General features: G+C 36.9%; 18 protein-coding genes. 11 read left to right on the forward strand and 7 right to left on the reverse strand.

What is annotated here, in order from left to right:
- Positions 1-303: 303 nt before the first annotated feature.
- A complete protein-coding gene (locus ACYQ73_RS19910) occupies positions 304-603 on the forward strand; it encodes a late competence development ComFB family protein (RefSeq protein WP_460014100.1) in 300 nt (99 codons plus the stop codon).
- Positions 604-648: 45 nt separating this feature from the next.
- Here the strand turns inward: ACYQ73_RS19910 and ACYQ73_RS19915 are convergent, their stop codons facing one another.
- Complete coding sequence (locus ACYQ73_RS19915; protein WP_460014057.1) at positions 649-813, reverse strand: hypothetical protein; 165 nt, start codon at positions 811-813, stop codon at positions 649-651.
- A gap of 616 nt (positions 814-1,429) precedes the next feature.
- On the opposite strand from ACYQ73_RS19915, the gene mntR reads away from it, so the two are divergent.
- The 5 genes from mntR to ACYQ73_RS19940 all read left to right on the forward strand — a co-directional run bounded on the left by mntR (position 1,430) and on the right by ACYQ73_RS19940 (position 5,830).
- The gene (gene mntR / locus ACYQ73_RS19920; RefSeq protein ID WP_460014058.1) at positions 1,430-1,849 is read left to right on the forward strand and encodes a transcriptional regulator MntR; all 420 of its coding nucleotides are present in this window, start codon (positions 1,430-1,432) and stop codon (positions 1,847-1,849) included.
- A gap of 41 nt (positions 1,850-1,890) precedes the next feature.
- Positions 1,891-2,748: a CvfB family protein gene (locus ACYQ73_RS19925; RefSeq protein ID WP_460014059.1), complete on the forward strand. Its 858-nt coding sequence runs from the start codon at positions 1,891-1,893 to the stop codon at positions 2,746-2,748.
- Between the two features lie 577 nt (positions 2,749-3,325).
- On the forward strand, positions 3,326-4,240 hold the full coding sequence (locus ACYQ73_RS19930) for a DUF1002 domain-containing protein (protein ID WP_460014060.1): 915 nt from the start codon (positions 3,326-3,328) through the stop codon (positions 4,238-4,240).
- 132 nt (positions 4,241-4,372) lie between these two features.
- Positions 4,373-4,654, forward strand: a complete 282-nt coding sequence (locus ACYQ73_RS19935; RefSeq protein WP_460014061.1) for a GNAT family N-acetyltransferase — start codon at positions 4,373-4,375, stop codon at positions 4,652-4,654.
- Positions 4,655-5,521: 867 nt separating this feature from the next.
- Positions 5,522-5,830 carry a hypothetical protein gene (locus ACYQ73_RS19940; protein WP_460014062.1) on the forward strand — a complete coding sequence of 103 codons (309 nt, stop codon included), beginning with the start codon at positions 5,522-5,524 and terminating at the stop codon, positions 5,828-5,830.
- A 13-nt stretch (positions 5,831-5,843) separates the two neighbouring features.
- On the opposite strand, the gene ACYQ73_RS19945 is transcribed toward ACYQ73_RS19940, so the two are convergent.
- The 3 genes from ACYQ73_RS19945 to ACYQ73_RS19955 form a co-directional block, all read right to left on the reverse strand.
- Positions 5,844-6,989 (reverse strand): MFS transporter, encoded by a 1,146-nt coding sequence (locus ACYQ73_RS19945; protein ID WP_460014063.1) that lies wholly within the window; start codon positions 6,987-6,989, stop codon positions 5,844-5,846.
- A 118-nt stretch (positions 6,990-7,107) separates the two neighbouring features.
- Positions 7,108-8,628 carry a succinate CoA transferase gene (locus ACYQ73_RS19950; protein WP_460014064.1) on the reverse strand — a complete coding sequence of 507 codons (1,521 nt, stop codon included), beginning with the start codon at positions 8,626-8,628 and terminating at the stop codon, positions 7,108-7,110.
- A gap of 525 nt (positions 8,629-9,153) precedes the next feature.
- Positions 9,154-9,804 carry a LytTR family DNA-binding domain-containing protein gene (locus ACYQ73_RS19955; protein WP_132361594.1) on the reverse strand — a complete coding sequence of 217 codons (651 nt, stop codon included), beginning with the start codon at positions 9,802-9,804 and terminating at the stop codon, positions 9,154-9,156.
- A 503-nt stretch (positions 9,805-10,307) separates the two neighbouring features.
- On the opposite strand from ACYQ73_RS19955, the gene ACYQ73_RS19960 reads away from it, so the two are divergent.
- From ACYQ73_RS19960 to ACYQ73_RS19980, 5 genes are all read left to right on the forward strand, one after another.
- Positions 10,308-11,102 (forward strand): helix-turn-helix transcriptional regulator, encoded by a 795-nt coding sequence (locus ACYQ73_RS19960; protein ID WP_460014065.1) that lies wholly within the window; start codon positions 10,308-10,310, stop codon positions 11,100-11,102.
- A 187-nt stretch (positions 11,103-11,289) separates the two neighbouring features.
- Positions 11,290-12,045 (forward strand): membrane protein insertase YidC, encoded by a 756-nt coding sequence (gene yidC, locus ACYQ73_RS19965; RefSeq protein WP_460014066.1) that lies wholly within the window; start codon positions 11,290-11,292, stop codon positions 12,043-12,045.
- 58 nt (positions 12,046-12,103) lie between these two features.
- On the forward strand, positions 12,104-12,352 hold the full coding sequence (locus ACYQ73_RS19970) for a hypothetical protein (RefSeq protein WP_460014067.1): 249 nt from the start codon (positions 12,104-12,106) through the stop codon (positions 12,350-12,352).
- Between the two features lie 217 nt (positions 12,353-12,569).
- The gene (locus ACYQ73_RS19975; protein ID WP_460014068.1) at positions 12,570-12,734 is read left to right on the forward strand and encodes a hypothetical protein; all 165 of its coding nucleotides are present in this window, start codon (positions 12,570-12,572) and stop codon (positions 12,732-12,734) included.
- Positions 12,735-12,886: 152 nt separating this feature from the next.
- Positions 12,887-13,663: a M15 family metallopeptidase gene (locus ACYQ73_RS19980; protein WP_460014069.1), complete on the forward strand. Its 777-nt coding sequence runs from the start codon at positions 12,887-12,889 to the stop codon at positions 13,661-13,663.
- 57 nt (positions 13,664-13,720) lie between these two features.
- On the opposite strand, the gene cls is transcribed toward ACYQ73_RS19980, so the two are convergent.
- From cls to ACYQ73_RS19995, 3 genes are all read right to left on the reverse strand, one after another.
- Entirely contained in the window at positions 13,721-15,178 is a 1,458-nt protein-coding gene (gene cls / locus ACYQ73_RS19985) for a cardiolipin synthase (RefSeq protein WP_460014070.1), read from the reverse strand.
- 187 nt (positions 15,179-15,365) lie between these two features.
- A complete protein-coding gene (locus ACYQ73_RS19990; protein WP_460014071.1) occupies positions 15,366-16,157 on the reverse strand; it encodes a YwqG family protein in 792 nt (263 codons plus the stop codon).
- Between the two features lie 98 nt (positions 16,158-16,255).
- Positions 16,256-17,416, reverse strand: a complete 1,161-nt coding sequence (locus tag ACYQ73_RS19995; protein ID WP_460014072.1) for an MFS transporter — start codon at positions 17,414-17,416, stop codon at positions 16,256-16,258.
- Between the last annotated feature and the right edge of the window lie 342 nt (positions 17,417-17,758).

Here is a 17,758-nt window from a genome sequence, read left to right on the forward strand (position 1 = left end):
ATATTAGCCTAAAATCATCGCATCCATGCAATGCGATAACGGCTAACTGACCTGTATCGGTAAAAACGCCAAGTCCTGTGGCATTACCGAAATGACCGACATCGTGTCGGCCCTCGTGCAGGCCTAAACACAAAGCCGATTCCGGACGCAATTATGCCGAGGCATAATTGATTCATTCTCAGGAGCTAGTAATATGTTTTGATATAGATGCTACTAGCGATTCTTGAAAAAAAGCTTTGTTAACGTTATTATGGTTTCAGGAATAATGTAACAATTAAATATAAATGAGGCGAAGGTTTGAATATGTCAGATCCTATTTTAGTAAATGTTACAGAGGAAATTGTGCGTGGTTTAGTAAGTTTTCTACTACGAGGACCGGAATATCAAACATTTTGTAAATGTGAAATCTGTGAACTTGACACAGTGGCACTTACACTAAATGCATTGCCTAGCAAGTATGTTACATCTATGGAAACCCGAGATGAAGCATTTAGAGTGATGAATACTCCAGAAAATATTGAACGAATCAATAAAGAGATTATTCATGCATTACATGTGGTAAATAAGCATCCTCGACATAAGGAAGAGCCAACTTCTATATGAAGTCGGCTCTTCATATTTTTGAAAAACAAAATGGTCAAGGAAATCTTAGTGAATGATGTGATGCATTATATGAGGGGGATGTCCGTTCCAGGCTACTCGCTTTGTTGCGGCCGCTTCGCTTTCGCACAGAGCAGAGCTTCCAGTGGGCGAGCGTCGAGCCGCTTCCTCCGCTGTTGTTGCTGCCGCTACGTTAGCACTACGCTTTCGCACAGAAAACATCCGCTCAGTGCAGGGTCTCGCCTGTCTCGCTTTCCCACGGGAGTCGAGTAGCCTTCCACTCTACAATAGTGTGGAGCTATTATAAGTTTTATACATTTCAAAAGTGAACGCTTTGGCTACTCATTATAATTGAACTGAATAGACTTATAACATTGACGAGTTTGTACATCTGATGTTGCTGCCGCTACACTTTCGCACTTAAAACATTTGTTGCTAAAGTTTCTTTTTATCGTTATAAATTAGAATGTCATGCTAGAAAGTGAAGTGGTTGATTGGAGTGGAGACTGGGTGACTCCTTGGGGATTAGCGTCACAGATGAGACCCTGGAGCGAGCAACGCGAGTGAAGCGGCTCATCGGACGCCCCCAGGAAAGCGCCCAGTCGGAACGGAAATCAACCCCTCGCTTTGCCAAAGACAATACTTTATTTAAAATGATACCTTAATTTCATTGCCACAAATTTTCCAACTACACGGGAGCCAACATATGAAGTTGGTTCTTTTTAGGATGCTCATGTATTGTTTTTCGGGCATATGTATTTTCAGTTAACTTTTAAGGCAAGCTTGTAGTAAACTAGAGAGTAAGAAAAGGAAAGAGAGGGAAAAGGATATGCCAACACCTAGTATGGAGGACCATATCGAACAAATATATTTATTAATCACTAATAAAGGGTATGCTCGTGTGTCTGACATTGCTGAAGCATTATCTGTTCTTCCTTCTTCTGTTACAAAAATGGTTCAAAAATTAGATAAAGATGGTTATTTAGTTTATGAAAAATACCGTGGCCTTACATTGACGCCTAAAGGAGAAAAGCTTGGAAAACGTCTTGTACTGCGCCATGAGCTTCTAGAGCAATTTTTGCGAATCATTGGTGTAGATGAAGAGCGAATTTACGATGATGTAGAAGGAATTGAACATCATTTAAGTTGGAACTCAATCGATCGAATTGCGGATCTTGTGCAAGTAATAGAAGAAAATCCGGACATCGTTAAAAAACTAGAGGCATCTAGAACACATCATAATTTCTAAAGTTTTTGTGAAGATGATGGTAAGAGGGAAAGGAAGACAATATGAACGAATTAAAATCAGGTGAAGTTGTTACGTTAACTGTATTAGAACAACAAGCGTCGAAATGGATCTTAACAAATGGGGTTGACGAACTGCCCTTAAATGCTTCAGAGGTAACAGAGCCACTTGCAATAGGTGACCGCCTTGAAGTATTTTTATTTGCGGATCGTCGTGGCGATTTAGCGGCTACAACAGCTATTCCAGCTTTCGTACAAGGCGAATATGGCTGGGCTCGTGTTCTAAAAGTAGTCGAGCGTGAAGGGGCTTTTGTAGATATCGGTACTTCACGTGAGGTGCTAGTAAAAGCTGAAGATTTACCTGCAATAAAAGAACTTTGGCCTGCACCAGGCGACCATTTATTTATGACATTACGCACAGATCGCAATGGTGATTTATTTGGACGTTTAGCAACTGAAGAAAAAATTTCGGAATTGTATGAAGGTGCATTTGAAGAAATGCACAATAAAAACATTAAGGCGCGTCCATATCGTTTATTACCAGTTGGCTCATTTTTATTAGGTGTGGAGATTCCGTACCGTATTTTTGTTCATGAGTCAGAGCGTAATACAGAACCTCGTCTTGGACAAGATGTAGATGTTCGTATTATTGATGTAAAAGATGATGGTTCAATGAATGGTTCACTTTTACCACGTAAACATGAGCGTCTTTCAAATGATGCACAAAGAATTTTAAATTATCTACAAGAGGTAGGGGGCAAAATGCCATTTGGCGATAAATCCTCACCTGATGAAGTTCAAGAAATGTTTAAAATGAGTAAAGGTGCATTTAAACGAGCGTTAGGTACGCTTATGAAAGCCGGTAAGGTGAAACAGCAGGACGGTTGGACAGAGGAAATCTAACTTCTTTCAGCGAGTGTTTTATGTAACGTAAGTGAAACGGCAGTTACAATTATTTTCTGTAGCGAAAGCGAAGCGACAGCTACAAGTGTTTTATGTAACTAAATGAATTTAAAGAAAATGACGAGAGTTACTTTGAAACCTTCTCGTCTTTTTTTCGTACTAATTATTGCTTACCTTCTTTCAACGTGAGGCCAAACATCTGTACCTGTCGCTACGCTTTTGGTACAAAAGATATTTGCTGAAAGAAGGTAAAGCCTCTGGCGGATGTAACGGATTCGGAATGGAGCTCAATAAAGGATGTTAGCCTAAAATCACCGCACCCATGCGATAACGGCTAACTGACCTGCATCGGTAAAAACGCCACGGCCTGTGGCATTACCGAGATGACCGACATCGTGTCGGCCCTCGTGCAGGCCTAAGCACAAAGCCGAATCCGGACGCATTGTTTATCTGTAGCGACAGCGGCGAATGTTTTCTGCGCGAAAGCGAAGCGGCAGCTGCAATTATGCCGAGGCATAATTGATTGGCAAATAGTATACAGGCCAAATGAGTTTTCTAACGAAAGGGGTCACACAATTTGAAAAAAACGTGGATAAAAATACTAACAGCGACTATGTTAGTATTTGGCGTGATGGCACCAGCAACAAGTTTTGCAGCTGATAATACGCCACCTAAAGCAATTGATGAAAAACTAGGAGCACCAATCGTCGTATACGGTGCAAACTTATCTGAGACTGAAAAAGAGTCTGTTAAAAAGACATTAAAAGTGAGCGAAGAGCCTGAAGTTGAAGAAATTACAGTTTCAGGTCAAGACTTAGCTAAATATATTAAAGATAGTAATTCAAGCTCTCGTATGTATTCTTCTGCCAAGATTACGCGCAAGAATGCAGGAGAAGGCTTAGTTATTGAAATTGTTACACCGTCAAATATTACACAGGTTACTTCTGAAATGTATGCAAATGCCATGCTAACTGCAGGTATTGAAGATGCAACAGTACAGGTGGCTGCACCTAAGGCAGTAACAGGCCATTCAGCGCTTGTGGGGATATATAAAGCTTACGAAGTAACAACAGGTGAAAAGCTAGATACTGATCGTACAGATGTTGCAAATGATGAACTATCAGTAGCAACTACTCTTACGCAATCAGCAGGCGTGGACGATGCTAAGGTTGCGGAATTACTAACAGAAATCAAAAAAGAAATTGCAGAATCGAAGCCAGCAACTAAAGAAGAAGTTGAAAAGATTGTGCAAGAGCAATTAAACAAGCTTGAAATTAATTTAAGTGACAAGGACCGTCAATTACTAGTTGATTTGATGAATAAAATTAGTAAACTAGACATTGATTTTGGTAAATGGTCTAAACAATTAGATGATATTAGCAGTACGATTAAAGATAAATTCGGATCACTAATGGAAGACAAAGGATTCTGGGAAAGTGTGAAAAATTTCTTTGCTAATTTAAAGGATACAATTGCGTCCTGGTTTAATTAATTCAGAAAAGAATCTGTAACACTTTCTCTTGATTACTAGAGAAATGTAGCAGATTCTTTTGTTTTCATAGGGGGCTTTTTTAGTGTTACATGTAAAGAGCTATGTTACTATGATAAAAAGGAGTGGTGAGAAATGGAATTTCAATTACAACAGCTAGCAGAAAATAAGCTTGCTTTTGTCTATGAGCAAGAAGGGGAAAGATTAGCGGAAATTACATGGCAACAAAAGGGTCAAGTAATGGTAATGGATCACACATATGTATCAGATAAACTCCGTGGCCAAGGTGTGGCAAAAAAATTGTTGGATCATGCTGCGGCTTATGCACGTGAGAAAGGTTATAAAATGCAAGCTGTTTGCTCGTATGTAGTTGCAGCATTTGAAAAATCTAATGATTATAATGATGTAAAACAATAAAATGAAACTTTAGTCAGTGGGGATTTTTTTCATCCCCACTGATTATTAGTCTTCACCAATCGTTCATTTACGGGCAGTTTTAATCTCATCTTATTTCATGTCTTTAATTTTGCAAAATTTTATGGTGAAATTTACTGCCCGTTAATGCGGGATAAAAAATAAGGCAATCTGCTTATTAAATAAAGCGGATTGCCTTTTAACCTCTTTCAGTAAATGTTTTTGTAAAACATTCGCTGAAAGAAGTTAAAGCTTCCAGCGGATGTCAAGGACTCCTCGCCGATTCCGGACGCAATGTTTATCTGTAGCGACAGCAACACATGTTTATCTGTGCGAAAGCGAAGCGACAGCAACAATTATGCCGAGTCATATTTTATTTTTGGAAATTATCCATGCTACTTCTTACAGTAAAATACTATAAATTAGTGCTGTTAAGAGGCCTGCTCCACCTACTAATGAAGCCATGTCTACCCAATCATATACTGAGTCCAAATCTTTCATGATAATCACTCTCCAATTATTAGTATTAATACATTAATTCCCTTTAATTGCCCTTTGTAATCATAAATATTTACCGTAATGTGGGGGTTATTTTAGTTACAATTGGGCACTTTAAATGTCATTCCTTATTTTTGGTGATAAGCAAGAAATAGATACCTGCAATAAAATTTAGTAGGAGGATGATTAACTATGTCTGGGAAAATCCAGACTTACTATGATTTTTGTTTATATGATGTAGGTAAATGATTATAGATACATTCTCTCTTTATTTATATGCTGTAACGCATATAAAAATTATGTTTAGTCCTCAAATAATAAGGAAAAGATATAATATAGAGCCAGTTTCTATATTTTTGGGAGGGATTTATAATGGCAAAAGGAAAAAGAACAGGTGTTGTAATTGCAGGGTTAGCTTTGGCAGCATCTTATTTAAGTAAAAAAGAAAATCGTGATAAAGCATTAAGTATGCTCAATAGTACAAAATCTAAATTAGCATCTTATTTGAACACAACGAATATGGAGATGCACAAAGACATATCAGAGCGTATATCGACTGAAGTAGCGACAGAAGCTGGGACGTCTCCAACAAAAATAGCTTCAAACGAAATGGTTGCTGAAGGTGGGGGACATACAGGTATCCATTACTACAATGGAGCAATTCAGGAACAAGATAAATAATAACAAAACCTTCTCATTCAACGTGAGAAGGTCTTTTTTGTGTACATATTATGATCGATGCAAATACTAATAATACAATTCCAGTAAATATAAAGCCGCTGACAATACCTAGTGAGAGCCATCCGAGTAATGAGGAACCTAGGACAACTCCTAGTGAGAAGAAGGCATAAAAATAACCATAGGCTTTTCCACGGATTTCAGCTGTCGTCGAGTCGATTAAAAGTGAATTTACTGATGGGAATAGGAAGCCAAATCCGATACCATAGCAGGCCATTGCAATATAAAGTAACGTACTTGAATCCGCCTGACTAATTAATAATTGACTAATCCCCATTAAACTTATACCAAGTGATAATGTTTTAATGGGTGCCACCCTATCGAAAATACGGTTAGTCGGCAAAATAAATACGAGTACAGCAATAATTCCGAATGTACTCATCAAAGTCCCGCTTAAACGTGAATCAAAGCCTAAAGACTGTACTTTTAAAGGAAGGAGATAGGCAATAACTCCTTGAGAAAACATTAAAAAGAATGCGCTAGAAAAGGCTTTTAATGTACCTGTATTAGTAAAAAGTACATGAATAGGGATGTTTGTAGTTGGTGCAGATTTTTCTTTTTTTACTTGATTTGATTTTAGCAAAAAGAAGGCAAGTACACTCAACAAGAGCATAAAGCTTGCTGTTATATTAAAAACGAATGGTACGCTAGTACGACTCGCTAAAATTCCACTAAAGGCAGGGCCGATTATGGCGGCGATGCCAACGAATGCTCCAGAAATAGCACTGCCCTTACCTCTTTTTTCTTGTTCAGTTGCATTTGCTAAAAATGTGAATGCAGCAGGAACAATTAAGCCCGCAACTAATCCATGTACAAAGCGGACTACTAATAGAACAATAGGATCTTCTACTAAATTATAAAGTGTAAGTGAAAGACCTGTTGTTAGAAGACCTAGGATTAAGATAACGAATGGTCCCTTACGATCTGTTAAAAAACCAGAGATAATATTACCAAATGTATTGGAAAGGGAATACATACCTACTGCTAGGCCGGTAATGAAGGCTGATGCCCCTAAGGATTCAGCATATGTACTCATGATAGGAAGCTGGGTAAATAAGTCGAAAAATGAAAAGAATATAATCAAATAAATAAGTTTCTTCATAGTTCCTCCGATGGAAAATTGTCAGTGAGAATGAATATCACTCTTATTATACCATTTTCAATAAAAAAAGAACGCCTCATAAGGTTTTAACCTATGAGGCGTTCCTAAAATATGAAAATTAAGCTTTAGCAACTTCTTTTTTCATTGTTTTGTTTTTAGCAAGATTTACGTGCCAAGAAAGTGCTTCCTCTAAAATATGAGGTGTTTGATGGCCGCCAGTTGCTTCTAGAGCACGGTTATAGTAATCCCAAAGTTGTTCTTTGTAATCTGGGTGTGCACAGTTTTCGATAATTAAAGGTACACGCTCTTGTGGTGCAAGACCACGTAAGTCAGCAATACCTTGCTCAGTTACGATTACATCAACATCATGTTCAGTGTGGTCTACGTGAGAAACCATTGGCACGATTGAAGAGATAGCGCCGCCTTTTGCGTATGATTTAGTAACGAAAATACCTAGACGTGCGTTACGTGCAAAGTCACCTGAACCACCGATACCGTTCATCATACGAGTACCAGATACGTGTGTTGAGTTTACGTTGCCATAGATATCTAATTCAAGAGCAGTGTTGATTGAGATTAGACCCAAACGACGGATAAGCTCTGGGTGGTTAGAAATTTCTTGTGGACGTAAGCAAATTTTATCAGCGTATTTCTCTAGGTTGCCATATACTTTTTTCTGTAATTCTTCAGTCAGTGTAATTGAAGTAGCTGCTGCAAATTTAACTTTACCAGCATCAATTAAGTTGAATACAGCATCTTGAAGTACTTCAGAAGCAACAACTAAATCTTCAAATTCTGAATTTGCGAAGCCGTCAAGTACAGCGTTTGCAACAGAACCTACACCAGATTGTAATGGCATTAATTGTTTTGTTAAGCGACCAGCTTTAATTTCATCTCGGAAGAAGTCTAATAAAATGTTCGCCATTGTTTGTGTTTCTTCATCTGGCGGAACGATTAATGAAGGAGCATCTGGCTCTTCAGAAATAACAATCGCTTTAATTTTAGCTGGATCTACTTTAATACCGATGTCACCAATGCGTTGCATAGCATCAGTCATTGGGATTGCTTCACGTTGCCCTTGCTCACCTGGTACATAGATATCGTGGATACCTATTAAAGCTTCTGGATGAGAGATATTTAATTCGACAATAATATTTTCAGCGTAATCAGCGAAGATTGGTGAGTTACCTACAGAGTTTGTTGGGATAATAAGTCCATCTTCTGTAATAGCAACAGCTTCAAGGATTAAATATTTAATTGGTCCGATAATTCCTTGACGAACTAATTCAGCGTTATGTGAAAGATGAGCGTCTACATATAGGACATCACCAGTGTTAATTAAATTACGGATTGTTGCATCTCCTTGGAATGGTCCACGTTTGCGGATAACACCAGCATCAGCTAAGTATTTATCAACTTCAGGTCCTAAAGAAGCTCCTGTATATACATCAATTTTGAATTTTTCGTTTTTAGCGCGCTCTACTAAAGCCATAGGAACAACTTTTGCGTCCCCCGCACGAGTGAATCCACTCATACCAACTACATCACCATCAGAAATCAGTGCTGCAGCTTCTTCAGCAGTAACAATTTTACTTTCAAGTTCTTTTAAGCCTAGGCGTTTTTGAACATTTGTATCCATAAAAAAATCCTCCCCTAAAAAGTTTGATGGAAACCGATTACAAAACTAGAAAAAACGCGTAAGAATTTTCTGTTTATTCAGTTGTAGTATGACTCCAACCATTTGAATAATACTATCACCAAATTGTCACAAAAACTTTAGAAATAGCATTAAATTGAGTAAAAAGAGGAAAAATGAGCATAAAAATGAATTTTCGACAGAGAAAACGTTTTAAAGTAGAGGTGTGTTATTTTTAGAGAATTTTCCTTTTGAATATTCAGTAATATAATGTGGGGTTGATTTCCGTTCCGGCTGGGCGCTTTGTTGTTGCTGACGCTTCGCTTTCGCACAGATAAAACAGTTGTTGCTGACGCTTCGCTTTCGCACAGATAAAACAGTTGTTGCTGTCGCTACGCTTGCGCGCAGAGCAAAGCTTCCTGGGGGCGATCGATGAGCTTTAACCAATGTCATCCCAAGCTGTCGGTGAGGAGCAGTAAGTAAAAAAGTACAGCGAACAATTAAAAATGCTCGCTGTACTTATCGAAATTAGAAACCTAAAGAACGACGGAAGTAACTTGCATAGCGTTGGCTGACAGGAATACGGGTACCGTCTTTCATGATTAATAAAAACGTTGAATGTGAATCTGGTTGAATTTCATCAATGTAGTCAATGTTAACGATATAAGATCGGTGACAACGTATAAATGAGTCAGGGGCTAAAAATAGCTCAAGATCACTTAGGTTTAAACGGTGATATCCTTCACGACTCATTGTTTTCACAAATGTTTTTCGGAGCTGTGTTTCAAGATAAATGACCTGATCATGCTTGATTGGGTACCAACAATCGTCAATTTTGATTGTAATGTAATTCGTTAAAAATGCTGACGGCTTTTGTGGGAAGATCGCAGTGATAGCACCCTTAGTTTCACCTTCCTCCATTAAAGGAATACTCATGCCGTAATAGGCCACTCCAAATACATCAGGCTCAATGTAAGAGCTAATCTTTTGTCCGTAGTTTAACGCTTTATGAGCTGCAGAACCTTCTTTAATTGGGTCGCCAGGTTTGATTTTCAAATCAACTTTTTTGCTCGGTTGGTAGTACAAGTATTCGTTTGTATCGGAAATTGCTATGGAAGTATTCTCAGGGAAGAATTCCTTAATAATCTCCATAATTTCTTCTATTTGTTTTGGTTCCAATATTAACACCTCGTCTAAACTTTTAAAAATAGTATTATCATCTATTTTACTACATATTCGTATAAATTATATAGAGAAGATTTCGGAATAAAAAAGAGAAATGTCGATTGATGAAATATAATGCCGTAAAACGCATTACATAATTTGTAACAAATTTTAAATAATTACTAATTTATTTTGGTATGTATATGGTAAAATCTAAATGTAGGTAAATAAGTTTACGAGGTTTCTACTATGTATATATGATAAATTAGAACTAGAGCGAGAGACAAAATGTGGTTGAAAGGAAATCGCAGAATATGGTAAAATTCACTGTATAGTCTATTTTTTTTTGTAACTAGTGGTTTAGTTGGGTTATTTTTAAGTTATATTCAATTATATAATTGTGAAATATGACTCAATTCATACAATTATTAAGGAAATACTATTTTCTTATATGAAATAGATAGATGTAAAAAATTGTAAAAGTAATTCGTGCAATCTGAAGAAAGATGGGGAAGATTATGCAACTACATCAACATTCTATATCAGAAACGATATCCAAAAGATACTTTCAAGAAATCGATAGTATTAGCCAATACATCGGTATAGAAGAATTTTTTAATATTGAGTCGAAATTAATATTTGAAATTTACCATTTAGAATCAGCAAAGGCTAAGAAATCTTTGCATGAATTAATTGATATTCTTTCAATACGTTTTGGCAAACAAGTCATTAAAATAGTTCGAAGTTATTTTTCTGTTTTGTCGTCAATTGTTGCTCGTAAATTGCTAGACAATCAAGTTCCTTCGAAGAAAGCATTTGCTTTTAACATTGCTTGTAATGATATGATCGAAAATCAAATGAAAGACGCAGAATTTTTACAATTTGCTGATGATTTAATTGATTTCTTCGTCTATTTTATTGCAGATCGTAAGCAACCGACTTTCCGTCATCAGACAGTTAATAAAGTAATTATGTATATAAATGATGAATTGGAAAATGACTTAACAGTGGAAAGCATCGCAAATAACTTCCATATTAGTACTAGTCACTTATCGCGTATTTTTAGAGAACATGTTGGTATTACACTAGTTGAATATCTAAATGTTCGTCGAGTAGAAGAGTCACAGTACTATCTTAGACACACTAATAAAAGTATTACTTCTATTTCAGATCAATTCCATTTCTGTAACCAAAGTTATTTTACCCGCATCTTTAAAAAATATACTGGGGTAACGCCTAAACACTTCCGAGATGAACTACATCACGAGTTTTATCGTTTTGAGATGGCGGAATCAGAGCTTCAAAACGTCTAAAGCCAGAAGAATTTTTAGTATCGTTCACAATGGGTTATGATATAGATTAATAAAAAGATGCGGACGCATTAGCGATGCTAAAGCTCGCATCTTTTTTATAATGGAATTAGTAGCACTTGCTATTTGATAAAGATAGGCCCGATAATGTATACTTCATTTTAGTTGATAAATAATAGTAGGTGGAAAAATGAAAAATTTGAAGCTATTTTCAATGCTTGGCCTCGCCGTTTTTGTTCTTAGTGGCTGTCAAGCTGTGCAAAACAAAGAAGGTTTTTTCTATAGTATCTTTGTAAAACCAATGGAATTTTTATTAGAATTTTTCGGTAACACGTTTTCAGGTAGCTATGGTTTAGCAATCATTGCTATTACGGTTCTTATTCGTTTAATCTTAATGCCGATTATGTTAAAAAATTATCGTTCGCAGCAAAAGATGAAATTGAAAATGGATGCGTTTAAGCCTGAAATGGAAGCTGTTCAGAAAAAGATGAAGGAAGCAAAGACAAAAGAAGAGCAAACGCAGTATCAACAAGAAATGATGGCATTATATCAAAAACATGGCATCAATCCACTCAACATGGGCTGTTTACCAATGTTAATTCAAATGCCAATTATCATGGGTCTTTATTTCTCTATTTTATATTCTACAGACGTGAAAGCACACGAGTTTTTATGGTTTAGCTTAGGTTCACCTGATATCGCTATGACAATTGTCGCGGGTCTTGTGTATTTAGTTCAAGCACGTGTATCATTATGGACAGTACCAGAGCAACAAAAAGCACAAATGAAAATGTTTATTTATATTTCACCAATTATGATTGTCTTTATCTCGATGTCATCTATGGCAGCCCTACCACTTTACTGGTCAGTCAGCGGTGCGTTGTTGATTATTCAAACATATATCGGTCGAAAATTTTATTCGGAGCATCCGGAAAAAGTAAATTAATAAAATAATTTTTATCGAGGCGCCTATGTAGCCTCGATTTTTTTAGGAGGACAGCAAGATGAACATAAAGTTGCTATCATCTATTCTAGTCGCGATTTTTAGTATTGCGGCTATCGTATTTATTATCATGGGTAATTTTAATTTTGCAGTATTGGCAATGACTATTATGTTTGCCGTATCGAATGGTTTTAGGGCAAAAAGTTTTAAAGAGCAAGGTTATGTGAAAGAGGCAAAGTGGATGAAGTACATGGCCATCTTTTTCTCAATTGCTTCTATAGTAGTGTTTAGTATTATTCTCACGGACTAACAGACTAATTTTAAAAATCGTTGGTGAAAATCTACACCCTAAATTGTGAACAGTGCTAAAATGAGACTATACCAATATAGTGGATCATCACCAAAACGTATGGTTGATTTCCGTTCCGACTGGGCGCTTTGTTGCTGTCGCTTCGCTTTCGCACAGACAAAACATTTGCCGCTGACGCTTCGCTTTCGCGCAGAGCAGAGCTTCCTGGGGGCGTCCAATGAGCCGCTTCACTCGCGATGCTCGCTCCAAGGTCTCGGGCCAACACGATGTTGGTCACGAAGGCGTTATCACAGGATGTGATGATTTTAGCCTTCGTTCCTCTATCGCTGATCCTCAAGCCAAGGAGTCGCCAGTCTCCACTTCAATCAACTTATTCACATAGTAGACGTTTTAACAAACGTATCCATAACTTTGGGTGATGAACTAATATAGTACAAAATAGTATCGGTACTTACTAGGACTGTTCTTTCTAAATTCTTTAAAAGAGGATCCTTACGATGTAGTACTGGATAACTTTAAAAGGGGTAAAAAATAGTGAAAAAGAAACGTTTTCCACTCATTCTTGGTGCTGTAATTTCAGTGGCGCTTATTGTCTCTATTTTCGTAGTTTATAACTATAAAAATAAACAGGTAAGTAATGCATCGGATGAACATGAACAACAGGTAGCAGAACCAACTAAAAAAGATTCACCTGCAAAAGAAGAGCCGAAAAAAACAGCTGATAATCCTGTGAAGCCAGAGCAGAAGACAGATGAAAATGGCTATGTACCAAATCAAACATTACCAACTGAGCCGACATATATTAAGGGTATTTTATTAGCGAATAAAATATATCCGCTACCATCTACCTTTGCGCCTGGAGAAAATCCTGAGGCACGTCAAGCTTTAAACAAAATGTTTGCTGCAGCAAAACAACAAGGTTTTGATTTAGTTGCATTTAGCGGCTATCGATCTTTTGACTATCAAACAACATTATATAATAACTATGCTAAACGTGATGGGCAAGCTGCTGCTGATCGCTATAGTGCTCGACCGGGTTATTCAGAGCATCAAACAGGTTTGGCCTTTGATATAGGGGAAAGCGGCAAAGATAGTTTATGGCTAACTGAAGAATTCGGTGAAACACCAGCAGGGCAATGGTTATTTACGCATGCTCAAGACTATGGCTTTATTTTACGATTCCCCAAAAATAAAGAAGACATCACAGGTTATATGTATGAGTCATGGCATTACCGTTATGTTGGTGTAGACATAGCAAAAGATATTAAAAAACAAAATATTACGCTAGAAGAATATTTAGGTGTGAAATAAGAAAAGGGAAGAGAGTTGTTCATCATTAATGAACTAGCTCTCTTCCTTTTCTACATTCTACAAGATAGGTGTTAATAAACGTGAAACTGATTCTTTAAATTTAATCAGTGTAGAACGATTTTTGTACATTTCCCAAGTTAATTCAGTACAATCAAAAATATCCTTTTCAAACAGCTCAGCAAGCTGATGTGAAATCGTTGAATCATAGATGAATGCATTGACTTCAAAATTCAAACTGAAACTTCGTACGTCAAGGTTTGCAGTTCCGACTGTAGATGCTTCATCGTCAATAATAATTGCTTTAGCATGAATAAAGCCCTTCTCATAAATATAAACTTTTGCTCCTGCACGCAATAATTGTCCTACGTATGAGTATGTAGCCCAATAAACAAACATATGATCAGGCTTATTCGGAATCATGATCCTTACATCTATACCTGAAAGCGTCGCAATTTTAATAGCTTCTAAAAAACTAACATCAGGTATGAAATATGGCGTTTGGATATATATATATTTTTTTGCCATATTAATAAGCTTTAAATAGCCGATTTTAATTTGTTCCCATTCAGAGTCAGGGCCGCTAGACACGATTTGTAAGCCCACATCACCTTTTTTCGGAATAGCGGGGAAGTAACGGTCCGAATAACCCATTTTCTGTTGTGCACAAGCTTGATTCCAGTCAAGTAAAAAGCGTGTTTGTAATGGATGTACGGCACTACCCTCAATACGTAAATGTGTATCTCGCCAATAGCCAAATTTCTTTTGTAGACCAAGGTACTCATCTCCGACATTGAAGCCCCCGATGTAACCAATACGGCCATCAATCACAACAATTTTCCGGTGATTTCTAAAATTTAAACGAGGGTTGATAAGGGGAAAAATAGATGGGAAAAATACTTCAATTTCACCGCCTGCATTAAGCAATTCCTTGAAATGGCGCTTTTTAACGTTGCGTGAGCCCATTTCATCATATAAGATTCTTACCTTAACCCCTTGCTTTGCTTTCTTTATAAGTTTATCAATAATGCGTGTACCTAAGTCATCTAGACGGAAAATATAATATTGAATGTGAATATGATCTTTTGCTACTTCAATATCTTTCAAAAGTTGCTCAAATTTATTTGCACCATCATCAAAAATATCAATGTGGTTGTCCTGTGTTAATACTGCATTATTTGTTTTAAGATGCATATAAATCATTTCTTTATAATTTTCCGCATTTTCTATACGAAACTCGAACGTATCATTTCGGATCGCTTCTGTCTGATAGCTAATGAGGTTATCGATACCAATATCCTTGCGTCCTTCCCAACGGAATAAATGCTTTTTTCGTAATTGTCGTCCGAATAGCAAGTATAAAATAAACCCACCTAATGGAATGAAAAATAGTACGAGAATCCATGCCCATGTAGAAGTGGCATCTTTACGCTCTAAAAAAATTATGACCATTGCTGCTAAAATATTGATAAACATAATCAAAGATACTAGAAATCCAAAGTCTGCAAAAATACTCATTCCTACACCTGCCTTTACTATATTTTCACAATATATCTAGTATAGCCTACTTTATATGTGGAAAGAAGATACGAAATTTGTTAGTAAGCATGGAAAAGGATTACCTCCGAAACTAACGAGGTAATCCAAAATCAATTTCGCCTTTCTGTAATCGTTGTAAGCTGCCGCTGCATTTGTCGAATGAGGATCAATAATGCTCCCATTGAAATAAAATATCTGAAAAATCCCTTTGAAGAAGCTTTTCTCTGTTAATGAAAAACTTACCAACGCCACTATCTGCCCACATAATACCGATTTCATCATTAGAGTCAATTTGGAGTAGCAATACATCGTATCGTTTAAGGAGCTGCGATTCGTGACGGATATCCTCCTCTAAAAAATAGGCATAACCACCGATTTTAGCTCCAGCCCCTAAGAAGTGTTGTAGATAAATCTCTCGTAAATCGACATCTTGTGATGAAGGAATCAAGTTTGGTAAACAATTTATCGCGCGATAATCTAAAGCAGATACAGGTTCTTGGATCGGTTGAAATTGTAATGCTAACTCCTGGTGAATAGGGAACCTGTCATCTACTGTTTGTGCTAAAAACGCCTGTTTAGGAACCGTCGCTTCAAAATTTACAGTAGGATAAAAACGTATTTTATAAAATTGCTGGAAAATATCCTCGTGATAATGATCAGCATTCACGAAAATATTAGATGAAATAAAAAATTGCAAAATACCCTGAGATGGGAAATCCTTTAGTGGTGGCATTTCTGCAAAGTTAATTTGAGCTAATAGCCGCATAGGCTCACCTGTAATATCTTTCGGATATGTTTGGTAATGGGGTAAGTAAGGTTCCCCAGCAAATTTACTTTCCATAAACGTAGTTGAACGTTTATATGGTGTGATAATCATTGCTGAAAGTAGTGTATCTTCAATTTCAAAACGAAACGATTCTAGCTCTTTTGGAAGAAAAAGATTTGTTGTTTTGTTCATGCAGAGCCCTCCGATATTCTGCCCTAAGGAGTCCAATATCCCTTGCTGTGTTCTATAAACTTCGAATTACTATTAAGTTACGGCTTTTTATCAACAAATTATTCAAGTCGTAAAGATTTATTTGATGCTTTAAAAATAAATATTAAAGTTATTGAAACGAAGGCTATTGCTGCTGCAGTATAATAGCCTAAACTAGATTGCATTGTAAATAGCCAAGTGAAGAATAGTGGACCTAGAATGCGTCCTAGGTTATCCATTGAATAGGAAAGACCTGCAGCAGTCCCGTATTGACCACCAGATTCTTTAGTTGAAAGAGATACGACGCATGTTCTTGCGAGCGCATTTCCTGCTGTGAAAACACAAAGGGCAAAACCTGCCATGAATAAGTTAGCTGTTAAAGTAAATAAAAGCATACCCATAGCTGTGACAATTTGTGCACCTATTAACCAAGTTGTCTCGCTGCCATTTTTAATACGTCTAACAACACCACCTTGAATAGCTGCATCTACAAAGCCACTAAACATAAACAAATAACCAATTTGTAACGGTGTAATTTGAATTCGATCAATTTGGAATAACTGGAACGTTGCTTCTACTCCGGCCAGCATAAAAGTCACTGAAAATGAGAACATAAATAAATATCGCACACGGTACTGCAGCATTTTGGTCGCACCCTTTGGCATAATGGCACGTTTATTTGTATCTTTTCGTTTTGTAGGTTCTTTTAAAACGAAACTTGCATAAATAAATAATAGTGCAATTAGTGTTGCAGAAGCGACAAATGGTAGTTGCAGGCTATAGTGTCCGAGCATACCGCCAATTGCAGGACCAAAAATAAAACCGAGCCCTATGGACATGCCCATGAAACCCATATATTTATTGCGGTCCTCCTCACTCGACATATCTCCTACAAAGCCTGTCACAGATGTGTAAAGTGCGCCTGAGAATAAACCACCCACAACACGTGAGAAGTACAACATTGCTAAATTATCGATAAATAAAGAGAAAATAACAAAGCTTAAGCTAAAACCAACAAGGCCTATTAATATAAGTTGCTTACGACCTATCTTATCGGACAGCATACCCCAAAGTGGTGCAGTGAAAAAACTTGCAAGCGAGTACACGGTAAGTAGACCACCTACGTGTAGATTATCCCAATTTTGCTGAACAACAACCTCGGGTAAGACCGGTATAATAATCCCGAATCCTAGGTAGACGAGGAATTGAACAGACATTAATAATAAAATTGCCTTTTTCATACAGTAACCTGCTTTCATACGATATATTAGTATGTATATTCTACCTCTCTTGTTATTGTTATTACAAGAAAACGGAAGACAAAACAATTTAAGTGCTTAATGGCTCATTACTAAAAGTAGGGGATGCCATTTGCTAAAACGCATGCCATGTATATAAGTGATTAGAGTTAATGATTGGAGACAGTGCAATAGAGAAAAGAGGCAAAAGCAATGTATAAAAAACTGCAGACTGTTAACAATGGATTTATATTGATACTTAAAATTAATGACAGTTTTTAAAGTAACTACATGGACTCATTCCATTTTTAATTTTTTGTATCGATTGTCGCATAGTGTACTAAA

This window comes from Lysinibacillus sp. CTST325, assembly GCF_054665055.1.